Annotated in this window: 10 protein-coding genes; 4 read left to right on the forward strand and 6 right to left on the reverse strand. The window is 46.9% G+C overall.

Features of this window, described 5'->3' with window-relative positions; all coding sequences use genetic code 11:
- Position 1: 1 nt before the first annotated feature.
- The 5 genes from MZO40_RS04340 to MZO40_RS04355 all read right to left on the reverse strand — a co-directional run bounded on the left by MZO40_RS04340 (position 2) and on the right by MZO40_RS04355 (position 6,183).
- Positions 2 to 2,131 (reverse strand): PBP1A family penicillin-binding protein, encoded by a 2,130-nt coding sequence (locus tag MZO40_RS04340; protein ID WP_050340009.1) that lies wholly within the window; start codon positions 2,129 to 2,131, stop codon positions 2 to 4.
- A gap of 1,335 nt (positions 2,132 to 3,466) precedes the next feature.
- Entirely contained in the window at positions 3,467 to 3,589 is a 123-nt protein-coding gene (locus MZO40_RS17380; RefSeq protein ID WP_003638431.1) for a hypothetical protein, read from the reverse strand.
- Positions 3,590 to 3,657: 68 nt separating this feature from the next.
- Positions 3,658 to 4,119 carry an arginine repressor gene (gene argR / locus MZO40_RS04345; protein ID WP_050340008.1) on the reverse strand — a complete coding sequence of 154 codons (462 nt, stop codon included), beginning with the start codon at positions 4,117 to 4,119 and terminating at the stop codon, positions 3,658 to 3,660.
- A 268-nt stretch (positions 4,120 to 4,387) separates the two neighbouring features.
- The gene (locus MZO40_RS04350) at positions 4,388 to 5,509 is read right to left on the reverse strand and encodes an aminotransferase (RefSeq protein WP_105961901.1); all 1,122 of its coding nucleotides are present in this window, start codon (positions 5,507 to 5,509) and stop codon (positions 4,388 to 4,390) included.
- A 65-nt stretch (positions 5,510 to 5,574) separates the two neighbouring features.
- Positions 5,575 to 6,183 carry a LysE/ArgO family amino acid transporter gene (locus MZO40_RS04355; RefSeq protein WP_050340006.1) on the reverse strand — a complete coding sequence of 203 codons (609 nt, stop codon included), beginning with the start codon at positions 6,181 to 6,183 and terminating at the stop codon, positions 5,575 to 5,577.
- Positions 6,184 to 6,397: 214 nt separating this feature from the next.
- On the opposite strand from MZO40_RS04355, the gene MZO40_RS04360 reads away from it, so the two are divergent.
- The 4 genes from MZO40_RS04360 to MZO40_RS04375 all read left to right on the forward strand — a co-directional run bounded on the left by MZO40_RS04360 (position 6,398) and on the right by MZO40_RS04375 (position 10,256).
- On the forward strand, positions 6,398 to 7,849 hold the full coding sequence (locus tag MZO40_RS04360; protein WP_088769703.1) for a PLP-dependent aminotransferase family protein: 1,452 nt from the start codon (positions 6,398 to 6,400) through the stop codon (positions 7,847 to 7,849).
- 105 nt (positions 7,850 to 7,954) lie between these two features.
- Positions 7,955 to 8,191 (forward strand): D-alanine--poly(phosphoribitol) ligase subunit DltC, encoded by a 237-nt coding sequence (dltC, locus tag MZO40_RS04365; RefSeq protein ID WP_003638426.1) that lies wholly within the window; start codon positions 7,955 to 7,957, stop codon positions 8,189 to 8,191.
- Between the two features lie 302 nt (positions 8,192 to 8,493).
- On the forward strand, positions 8,494 to 9,105 hold the full coding sequence (locus MZO40_RS04370; RefSeq protein WP_105961902.1) for a L,D-transpeptidase: 612 nt from the start codon (positions 8,494 to 8,496) through the stop codon (positions 9,103 to 9,105).
- Positions 9,105 to 10,256, forward strand: coding sequence for an MFS transporter (locus MZO40_RS04375; protein ID WP_105961903.1), 1,152 nt, complete (start codon positions 9,105 to 9,107; stop codon positions 10,254 to 10,256). Before MZO40_RS04370 ends, MZO40_RS04375 begins: the two co-directional genes overlap by 1 nt.
- A 181-nt stretch (positions 10,257 to 10,437) precedes the next feature.
- Here the strand turns inward: MZO40_RS04375 and MZO40_RS04380 are convergent, their stop codons facing one another.
- Positions 10,438 to 11,094, reverse strand: a complete 657-nt coding sequence (locus MZO40_RS04380; protein ID WP_050340002.1) for a hypothetical protein — start codon at positions 11,092 to 11,094, stop codon at positions 10,438 to 10,440.
- Positions 11,095 to 11,468 lie beyond the last annotated feature (374 nt).

An 11,468-nucleotide genomic window follows, 5' to 3' on the forward strand; every position in this document is an offset into this window, starting at 1 on the left:
ACTAGTTACCGAGTAAGCTCTTGGCCTTCGAGAACCAGTCCTTCGCCTTATTTTTGACGGCATTAGCGCCCTTCTCGACGTTTTCCCAAACAGAAGAACCACTGTCAGAACTGTCTGAATCATTATTATCATTTTCAGTTGCCAAGGTGGCCGCGTCTTTGGTTCCAAAACTGGTATTAGCCGTATTCGGCAGAATGTTTTGCAATTCATTCTTCACTAACGATGACAGCTGGTTTTCGGACAAGCTCTTCAGATAATGGGTACTGTTGGTCGTATCAAACCCAATCCAAGTGGTCATGACAATATCTGGCGTATAGGCGATCATCCACTGGTCTTTAGTTCCGGAACCGGTGCTATAATCGGCCTGGGTACTCCCAGTCTTACCAGCCACTGAATACCCGTATGGCTTAGCGGTCGCCCCGGTCCCGCTATTGTAGGTGCCGAGCATCATACTCGTCATCTCTTTGGCGACACTGGCGGACATCAGCCGTTTGGTCTTAGTCTTCGTATTATCGACAATCACATTACCGCTGGCGTCAACAATTTTGGTAATAAAATGGGCGGTGGTCTTCTTCCCATTATTCGCAAACGCCGTGTAGGCACTCGCCATCTGCTCTGGTGAGACCCCGGTCGTCAAACCACCGAGGGCCAACGCCAAGTTATCATCGGACTTCGTAACGGGTAACCCGAACTTCTTGACGGATTGGTAACCCTTATTGACCCCAATCTTATTCAAGAGCCAGACCGCCGGAATATTCATACTTTGAGCAAGCGCCGTGTACATCGGCACCGACTTACTATAAACATTGTCATAGTTCTTCGGCGCATATTTGTTAGCACCAAACGTCTGCTTCTTATTAGAAAGTTTCGAATCATAAGTGTAGCCATTTTGTAAAGCCGGCGTATATACCGCGAGCGGTTTGATCGTCGAACCCGGTTGCCGTTTAATTTGCGTTGCCCGGTTGAAGCCACGGAAGACGTGCTTACCGCGACCACCAACGACCGCAAGAACCCCACCAGTGGAGGGATCGACCGCAATCGACGCACCTTGGACCTTAGTCCCATCGTCCGCATTCGCCGGAAACAAGGCCGAGTTCTTAAACGAATCCTGCATCTGAGTCTGGTCATCTTGATTCAATGACGTATAAATCTTATAACCCCGATTCATAATGTCCGATTCCGACAACCCATACTTATTAATGGCTTCATCGATGACCGCGTCGAAGTAATACGGATAATTATAGCCACTTTCATAATGATAATTATTGGTCAATGCCATCGTCTTTTTCGAATAGACGTTATATTCTGATTTGGTCAATTTGCCATTCTCGACCATATTATTCAGAACCACGTTCCGCCGCGCCGTTGACGCCTTAGGATGACTGATTGGGTCATAGCCGCTTGGCGAACTCAGCATCCCGGCCAGCGTTGCAGCTTGGTCGACCGACAATTCAGAGGCGTGCACGCCAAAGTAACGTTCCGATGCGTCTTCAGCGCCCCAGACCCCGTGGCCAAAGTAAGCGTTATTCAGATACATCGTTAAAATTTGCTTCTTAGAATAGACATTTTCAGTCTCAATCGCTAAGAAGATTTCACGGAATTTCCGTGAAAAGGTCTGCTGTTGCGTTAGGTAGGCATTCTTGACCAATTGTTGCGTCAAGGTACTCCCACCACCACTGATGTAGTCGCGGCCCAAAATCTTATTCATGGCATACAAGACAAACGCACGGCCAATCCCTTTAATCGAGAAACCATGTTCCTTATAAAAGTTCCGGTCTTCTGTCGAAATCACCGCATTTTGCAAGTTCTTCGAAATACTACTCAAATGGACGTAGGTCCCCTTTTGCGAATACAGCGACCCGGCCTTCTTGTTGTCCTGATCATAAATGACCGTTGTCTTTTCTAACTCGGCTTGCAAATTGCCAACTTTGGCTGTTTTTGCTTCATAAGTTAAGTAGGCACTCCCAACTAAGATGACCGACAAAACGAGTACAATCAACCACCGTGTCACTTGGCGGCGATGCCACTGATAGCCTACCACAGCAGCAAACCGCCGCCAATATGGTGCCAACCAGTGGCCAATGACTCGCAAGCCGTCTTTGATCGTGGCCCAAAAACCATTATTTTGCATAATCTTCCCCTTGTTCAGCGAATGGCCCTGTCACGACCACTCACGTTACTTGTTAGCTTTTACAATTGTATCATAAATCCTTCAACCGGCTAGAATTCGCACGAACCTTGAAAAAATCTTCAATAATGTTAATTTTTGTCATTGGTTAAGGACCATTCATGGCTAAAACGTGCCAGTTTAGATTCTTGTTAGTCAGCCGGTGAGCGCCATGGTCCGACCTCCGGCGCTGGCTGACAACGCTGGAACAGGGCGGACATCGATTTGAACTCACGCAGAAGTTCGCTGCGCAATTTCAAATACGAGTCTTCTTCTAGCCCGGGAAATTCACCCGGACAAGAAGAACTTCGCCCTTGAGCATTGTCAGCCAGCCCCTCCGGTCGGGAAGCCGTTCGAATGGCAGATGAACGGCCACCTATCTTGGCGCAATTGACCACTGATTATGAGATGACTGGTCCTTCAGGCAAACTTTTAGTTGGTATCGATAAAGACTTATAGCATCCGGCAAGACTTATAGCGTTTAATTATTGAGACGATTGCCTGAATATTAGTTACTTATCTCAATGCCACAAATTTCAATGGCAACTAGCCAAATTAGTCGATAAAAATGCAGCCGCTTAAAGTTCAAGACTTTGTTATCTCAGACGACTAGCAAAAGTCCTGACAAGTTCAATAAAGCCGTGTATCCGAAACATTAAAACATGGGTAAGAAAGTTTAGCGATTGTTAACAAACTGTCTGACACTTAAATATCAAGATGACCGTGTACAATGGAACCAACGACTAATCATACAAAAGGTTGGGTCCGCACATGTCCGCCTTTCGAATACCATCCCAGGCTGGAAGGTGTTCTGGGCAAGGCCAAGTGCTTTTAGAGTGTGAGTTTCAGACGGGTTGGGACTGAGGATTAGCCTAGCTAGAGCGTTAAGCGGCGAACTTCCGCTTGGCGTTCTGGCGTAGCTAACCGGAAGTCCCAGTCTGACCCGAACACGTTTCGGCTATATTGCATAGAACACGAAAGGCCAGTATTTAAGACGTGGGCTGTCGGCTTAAATCTGTGCCCACCACGCTCCGGCCATTGCCCAGAATGCCTGGAAGCCGGCTTAGGACGAACCTATCACTGCATGTTTACGGGTAACTCGCACTGTTTCCAGCGGGTCTCAGCTGGTTGCCTTTGAACTTATGACTTGGCACGTTTTAGCTATCTTTAATGTCGAATAATATATCAGAGATTTAGGTGAACGTCACACTCAACTAGTGATTAGGTAAGTAAGAAAAAAGCCTTCAAAAAAATCATTAAGATTCTCCTGAAAGCTCAACTGTTATGATTGATGTGCGCCTATTTGCGCCGAACGCCACGTCGATTGGCATTCAATTCATTCTGTTGTTGTTTGAATTTATCAAATGTCGCATCGCGTTGTTTTTGATTTTTTCGAGGCGTCCGTTTCTTGGTATATTTCATCTTTCCCACCTCTTCAATGTTAACATGATAGCGTGAACGGCTAATCGATGCAACCAATTAGTCCACCACTAGTCCTCATTGGATACGTGACTGGCAAATGAATCGTAGAGTTGCTTGGCAACCGTTGTGTTCGGACTGACGACAAAAATCGTATCATGACCGGCTAGCGTCCCGCTCACTTCGGGTAGATTTAAATCATCGATGATGGCTGCCAGCAAGTTCCCATTGCTAGGCAGCGTATGAATAATATTCATAAATTCGACCCGATCAATGCTCGTCACCACGTCATGTAAGGTTTCAAACAAGCGGTCTTGTTCATTTTTATTGTTTGCCTTAAAAATCGCATAGCGTGTCTGGCCGTGCTCATCCGGGGTCTTGACGATTTGCATCTCCCGGATATCCCGCGAAATCGTCGCTTGCGTGGCAGCGATACCCTCCGCCTTGAGCTTGGCCATCAATTCTTCCTGGGTGGCAATTGGATATTCAGTAATTAGTTGCGCAATAACTGCTTGACGCTCAGACTTTTTCATCTCGCGGAACCTCCCTAAATCGTATTAGTGAATACATTATACCAAATATTCAGGCTGTAAACTACGCGTGTGACGCCAAAAAGCACATTTTCCGCGTTTAACCAGAAAATGTGCTTGCTTGTTATTGTATATTTATGAATTTTCGCTAGTCAGCAGCTGTTGAACTAGACCGGCAATTACCACTAAAAATACGGCCTTAAAGTTTATTCGTACATCCGACCTGCCGACGTCAGTAAATTACGCCAGACACCCAGTCGAAAAAACAGGCCTAATCGAATCGGCGTAAATAATTGCCTAACAAGGCCAACCCTCGCTCCAAAGTCGTGGTATCCGTGCAATATCCCAAACGGGCATGACCGGGAATATCAAAACGTGAGCCAGGTACTAATAAAACGCCAGTATCTTTTAACAACTCACGACAAAAAGTCTCGTCATCAATTGGAATGTTGAGCTTGATACACGATACTGAAATACTATGTGGCGCAATCAAGTCGACCCGGGGTTCATCAGCGACCCAGTTCGTCAGGATTTTGAGGTTCCGTGCGACTAGTTCCTGATTGCGGACGCGCACCTTATCGCGATGACGCAAGATTCGGACCGCCAGTTGGTCATTGATGACGCCGCCTGAAATCATGGTATAGTCGCGGTACTTGCGAAAAATATCGGCCACTTCCTGACTAGGCGTTGCGGTCCACCCGATGCGAATGCCAGGTACCGAATAAGTCTTTGACAGACTATTGACCGCGATACCACGGTCATACAAATCAGCGATTGAGACAAATGGCGTCGCATCCAACGGTTCATACACTTCATCCGCTAAGACGTAAGCGCCAACCGACTGAGCCACTGCCACGACTTGTTCCAAGAGTGCACGGTCCAATAAACTCCCCGTCGGATTAATCGCATTGTTGAGCAAAATCATTTTGGTATTAGGTCGAATCAAGCGCTGCAATTCTTCAATATCTGGCAACCAGTCCGCTGATTCATGAATATGCCAATAATCGACAGTCGCACCCAACGACTTGGGAATATCATATAGCTGTTGGTAGCTTGGGTATAACGCAATCACGTGGTCGCCGGGTTCAATCAGACTGTAAATGGCCAAATGATTGGCGCCGGTTGCCCCGTTAGTTTGTAACACGTTGTCCGCGGGGACGTGTTCATATAAGGTACTGACGAGTTGTTTGAATTCCGGTGAACCTTCGATCCAACCATAATCCAGGCGCGCTGCCCCCAGCTCCTGGTAAAACTCCTGTGGTGCCTGTTGGTCGTCCAAAGCGGCAATTTCAGCCATCGTTAAGGCCGCAATCGAGCTTTGACTAATATCGGTGGTCGCTTCACGCTCATGTGCGTTCAGCCAAGCTTCCACCCCAAAACCAGCAATTTTCATGCGTATCGTCCCTCTCATTAAAAGTCCAATACGACTAGCATACCGATTGTCTGAGCGAACCGCAACTATATTTTAGTCACGAAGTTCGCGAGTAGTTTAATCCCGTATAAAATAATAATCAGCCCGCAGACACGGTTGATCCACAATAAGACGCGTGGCCGCATCAGGTGCTTGAATTTACTGATCAAACTCGTGAGGCCGATAAACCAAATAACGGACGCGATAATTACGCCTGCAATGAAAAAATGCGTCAGCGCTGCAGGAATCGACACCCGAAAGGCCGCGAGTAATACTGACCCATCGATTAAGGCTTGTGGATTTAGCCACGCCACTGAAAACGCCGTCAAAATCGCCGCTTTATAAGAAAAATCACTATCGAGTGTGTCCATCGCCGCTTCTGGTTGCCGCAACAATTGCCAACCAATGTAAAAGACCAGTAAACTGCCGACGAATAACACAGCTAATTCCAGCCACGGTGTTGTTTGTAATAACTTACCGATGCCATAAAAGCATGCGAGTGACAGTGATGTATCAAACGCAATGACAATCAGTGCGACACGCAAGGCCCGCTGTAATGGTTGCTCGATGGCCGTTGAGACCACAAATAGATTTTGCATCCCAATTGGTGCAATATAAACGATACCGAATAATAATCCTTGTAAAAAGACTTGCATAGTTACCCCCTGTTACCAGCCAATCCTGTCATCATCCCAACCAATTAATGATTAGTTGAGTGACCAAACTAGACTGGCTTTTAATTCAGAGATGATTATAATAGAGATAATCTCATTTGTAGCCAACCAATTTGAGCTTTTTAGCCCAACCACTAGCACTTGTTTCTGAGGGATAGGTTCAGCTGCTATTTTTGAACACACAGGAGGTCCGTCTATGGCCGTATTAACGATTAACTGGCAGCCAGATAAGCAAGCTACCACACCAATTTACCAACAAATCACTGATTATTTTCAGAAACAAATCTCGACCGGCAACTGGGCAGTCGGATCCAAACTGCCCGCACAACGCAAACTCGCGGAACAGTTTGGTGTCAACCGTAGTACCCTGATTACCGCGCTGGACGAGCTGATGGCAGTCGGACTGATTACCAGCAATCCGGGCTCGGGCATGGTCGTTTCTGGGAATCACTGGTCCAGCCTCCTTGCCGAACATGTCAACTGGTCCCAATACGTCAAAGCCGGGCAATTCAAGCCCAACTCCCACGCCTTGCAAAAAATCAACCAGTTTGAGACCGACGCCGTCATCCGTTTGAGCACCGGCGAACCCGCACCGGAACAATTCCCGCGGCCACTCTTTCAGCGGGCCTTCGCACATCTGGGCGAGCGACTCACCAGTCTCAATTACACCGAACCAGCCGGTATCTTAGCGTTACGGGAACAAATCGCGCGCCACTTACAAACGGTCGGCATTAAGACCCAACCCGAAAATATTCTGATTACATCCGGTTCATTGCAAGCGCTACAACTCGTTTCAATGTCACTATTTCCAAAGGACGCGACAATTTATACCGAAGCGCCGACCTACGTCAAATCCTTGCATGTATTTCAGTCCGCCCACACGCACTTGGCAGGCATTCCGATGGATAATCAGGGTCTAGCTTATTGGCAAATGGCCGCTCCCGCACCCGGGCAGCACGCCATTCTCTACACCATTCCGACGTTCAATAATCCAACTGGCATCGTGATGAGTGCTGAGCGCCGCCAACAAGTCCTGCAAACCGCTCAGGAACACCGTTTGCCAATATTAGAAGATGCCGCCTATCAAGACGTTTGGTTCGAACAGCAACCGCCACAGCCGTTGAAAGCACTTGATACGACTGGCAATGTGATTTATTTTGGCAGCATCTCAAAGTCACTGGCACCCGGACTGCGCATCGGTTGGACGGTGGCAGCCCAACCGGTCATCGATCGACTGACGGATGTGCGGATGCAAACGGATTACGGGGCAAGTTCATTGTCACAGTTGGTCTTAGCTGAGATTCTTGCGGACCCCGAATACGACACTTATCAGGCCAATTTTCGAGCCGTTTTAGCCCAGAAAGCCGCCACCGCGCAAGATATTTTGCGCCATTACTGGGGCGACTTTGCCACGTGGCAAGCTCCGACTGGCGGTTTTTATTTATGGGTACGCTTGGCAGACAGCATCAACATTCCCAAGCTCTTTGATCTGGCGACTGCCCATAACGTGTTATTCAATCCTGGTAGCATCTATGACTTCCAGCCTAATCAATACATTCGCCTGAGTTTCTCTTACGAATCGAGTGCGCGTTTCGAACAGGGTATCAAGATTTTGACTGAGCTGATTCACGCCAACTTCAATGTTTGACCCTGTAAAGATTTGGTTAACATCCCTAATTAACCATCATCTGATTACAAACTATGCTAAGATGATACTGTTCCATTAATTATGAATAAGGGGAGTATGTTAATCATGGACGATGTTAAAGCAACGGTATTATCGATTTTACAAGATCTAACTGGGGAAGATGTTTCAAGTAATATGGATGCCAATTTATTTGATGAAGGCATCTTAGATTCAATGGGTTCTGTGCAACTTTTATTGGAACTCCAAAATCAATTAGGGATTGAAGTCCCCGTTTCTGAATTCGAACGTTCTGAATGGGAAACACCGGCAAAAATCGTTGCCAAGGTCGCCAGCTTACAATAAGCGACCACACCGAAACTGTTATCATGAAATTAAGCGCATCAAGAGTCGCGTTGATTCTTGATGCGCTTTTTAGTATTGTCATTCAATCAGTGACTCAGTAAAAAGCCATTCAGCATCGGCGTTAGCCCGTCACATTAACATTCGGTCCCCCGCTTCATCCGAAATCCATCAGCATTTCGTCACTCAGCCAAAACTTTACGCAAACAATATGCAAAGTTTACACAATTTTGATAAACAAACGTTCGTTCGCTGAGTAAACTACATTATTATGATGCAATCGTTCATTTGCGGGGGGAATCGATTTGAAAACACGTGAAACACAATTCATTTGGCTGACCATTGCAGCCAGTAGTTTGACCATTTTGATTGGTTTTGGACAGCTCTTCATTAGCCATCATCAGCACGCTGTCCAGGCAAAATCAACCATCGCTGTGACTCGGCCCGCTGCTAAGCCTAAGGCACCGACGCCGATCAAAATCGACTGGCATCAGCCGTCCATGCGCAAGGCCTATCCAACGCTGAGCAACTATGCCGACTTGAACATTCAAGCCTCAATCAAACAGCAGCGCGTTTATTTAAAAAACAACGACCACGTCCTCTATACTATGCGCGCCTCAACGGGTAAACAAGGCTCTGAGACACCGCGTGGTCACTTTGAGATTCAGCCGGAACGCGGCCTACACTTCTTTAACGCCCAGTCCGGCGAGGGGGCCAATTATTGGGTCTCCTTCAAAGACCACGGCATCTACCTCTTTCACTCGGTACCCGTGGATGAAAATAACCACTATATTAAGTCGGAAGCCGAACAGCTCGGGAAAGTGGCCAATTCACACGGCTGCATCCGCCTGTCGATTGCCGATGCCAAGTGGTTGTACGAGAATATCCCGACCCATACACCCGTGGTGATTAGCTGATGGAACAGCTTGATACCGCTAGTGCCAGCGACCGCCACAACTTGGTTTGTTATCTCGGTAGCATGATCATCACGTTCTTTTGCTTTTACGGATTCAACTATCTGGTCACTTGGCTCACGATTCAAAAGACAGGTAATCCACAGACACTTGGTCACGTCATGGCTTTAATGATGTTACCTGCGATTGGTCTCAATTTGGTGGCAGGCCAAGTGTTATCCCACTATTCGGCAAAAACGATTATGTTTGTGACTGATATTTTGACTGCACTTCTGTTTATTGGTGCCTATGGCTGGTTCGAAATTAGAAACTGGACCATTACCGGATTAGTGGTGGTCGCGATTCTCAATAAGTCGATTGGTGTCTTTTATAAACTTGGCAATAAAACGGCGCTTCCGGAGCTATTTGCCAGCACACGGCTTAAAACCATCAACGGTTATCAAACCCAGATTCGTCAGCTGGCAATTGTTAGTGCCACCACAATCATTACGGGTGCGTTGTTGTGGCTTGACCCCGCGACGCTGATTCTGATCATGGGTGGTGCGTTCGGCTTTTCAACTTGGCTAGACTGGCAATTTCAAGTTAGCCCTAGTGCCCCATCACCTCAGGGAGCTAAGCATTCTAGCTATCGATCGGTCGCGCTACCTAAATGGGCATTAAGTTACGCGGTCATCGGTTATCTAATCGATGCTGTTGTTGCCGTATGTATTCCCTGGATTGCTGTCACCTACCTTCAGGGTCACTGGCAATTAAGTTGGCTACTGACGGCAAATGCACTCGGTATCTTGCTGGGGCCGGTTGTTTTCAGACGAAGTAAGCCAGACACATTACTGACTTTGACGTTATCAGCTGGTATCTGCTTGCTGTTCATGCGTGCATCATTATACCAGCTACTACCAATGATGCTGGTGCTCGGCGTCCTGCGTAGTCAAACGAACATTCAATTTTTTACGCATATTCAGCAGATGCCCACTAGCAACCGCCACGCACTCATGATGTGGGTCCTCACTATTATTGATACTAGTACCGTGATTGGGAGTTTACTGGCCCCCAGATTGATCTTGCACCTCGGGTCCTGGGCGTTACCAATGCTTGGTGCCGTGATCGTCGGATTTTGCCTCATCAAACAGGCCATTGATTATCACTATCGCTAATCAGCTCCCATACTAAATCGTGTCGCGTTATTACACCTGGTAACCGTGTCACGATTTGAATCGCGGCTGGTTCAGGCCACAGCTTCTTTTAAATACAATTTTTGGGGTACACCGACGCCCCACACGACACAAAAAAGCACCCGTTGCTCTTCACAGCGCGTGTCGTTTGGTTTTAAAAGGATTAAGCTACTAATTTGGTCAAAATCTGAGTGGCGTCTGCCAGGACCTGCTCTGGATGTTTGCGCGCATCCGCTAACATTCCTAGGGGTTGCAGGTCCAGGGCCGCAAATTCAGCGTGTCGGGTTTGAAACTGCCGGTGAAATGGGACTAACTCCGCCACAGGCCTCTGCCGCCGAACTGCCACTGGTGCCGGGTATTGGTTCAAAACCGTGTAGATTTTGGGATTGGTTACCGTGTATTCCATGCTGAATTGTAATGCGCCTAAATCTTGGTACAACAATGTATTAACGTCTGTTTCAGTAGAATAGGTCAAAATAATTTGTTGGGCTAGTGGTAACCAACATTCATTCCATAACCAGGTATAATTGTCGTGTGTCGGACCACTTGAAGCGAGATCAACTAGTAAATAGTCGCTTTGAATCCCTTGCAATGCCAACCAAAATTCATCAAGTTCCGCTGCCGTTTGGATGTCCGTTTGCCACTCGTGGCTCGAACGGCCATTGATCGTCGTCCACGTTGCTGTATGGTAGTCACATTGTACAACCGTGACCGTGGCGCCCCAATTCGTCAGTACATTTGCTAACGCAAGCGTCAGCAAACTTTTTCCGCTGGCTGGCTGCGTGCCACCGATAACCAGTGTATGCGGTTGTTTCTTCAAAGTAATAACCTCCCTCACTTAATTTACACCAACAGCATAACCGCAGCGACTTGTAATTGCTAGTATTTTGCATGTACAAATGGGGGAATTTCGGGCTTTTTATGAGAAGTCACTGATAAGTTTGTTGGCGAATTAATTCACTCGCTGAACAAGTAAAATCAAAACAACTGTTCCCGTCAGATTAGCTGTCAAGACACGGTTTTGCCTAGACTCTCAAATCTTCAAAATCAGCCGTACACAATTTAAACAATTGCAATTCAATTTATAAAATGTCAATATTTCGAGCAAAAATTAGTTTTTACTAATAATAATTTGTTCTATCAATTAACTAACTAGCAGCACAACCAGAGTCGTTCATTGACATTTAGCAACCA

The sequence above is a fragment of the Lactiplantibacillus sp. B652 genome (assembly GCF_023806745.1).
Lineage (GTDB): Bacteria > Bacillota > Bacilli > Lactobacillales > Lactobacillaceae > Lactiplantibacillus > Lactiplantibacillus pentosus.

Bases quoted from the DNA above. Each gene is read 5' to 3' on its own strand.
- MZO40_RS04340 (WP_050340009.1), bottom strand. From the start codon at position 2,131: ATGCAAAATAATGGTTTTTGGGCCACGATCAAAGACGGCTTGCGAGTC.
- MZO40_RS17380 (WP_003638431.1), bottom strand. From the start codon at position 3,589: ATGAAATATACCAAGAAACGGACGCCTCGAAAAAATCAAAAACAACGC.
- argR (WP_050340008.1), bottom strand. From the start codon at position 4,119: ATGAAAAAGTCTGAGCGTCAAGCAGTTATTGCGCAACTAATTACTGAA.
- MZO40_RS04350 (WP_105961901.1), bottom strand. From the start codon at position 5,509: ATGAAAATTGCTGGTTTTGGGGTGGAAGCTTGGCTGAACGCACATGAG.
- MZO40_RS04355 (WP_050340006.1), bottom strand. From the start codon at position 6,183: ATGCAAGTCTTTTTACAAGGATTATTATTCGGTATCGTTTATATTGCA.
- MZO40_RS04360 (WP_088769703.1), top strand. From the start codon at position 6,398: ATGGCCGTATTAACGATTAACTGGCAGCCAGATAAGCAAGCTACCACA.
- dltC (WP_003638426.1), top strand. From the start codon at position 7,955: ATGGACGATGTTAAAGCAACGGTATTATCGATTTTACAAGATCTAACT.
- MZO40_RS04375 (WP_105961903.1), top strand. From the start codon at position 9,105: ATGGAACAGCTTGATACCGCTAGTGCCAGCGACCGCCACAACTTGGTT.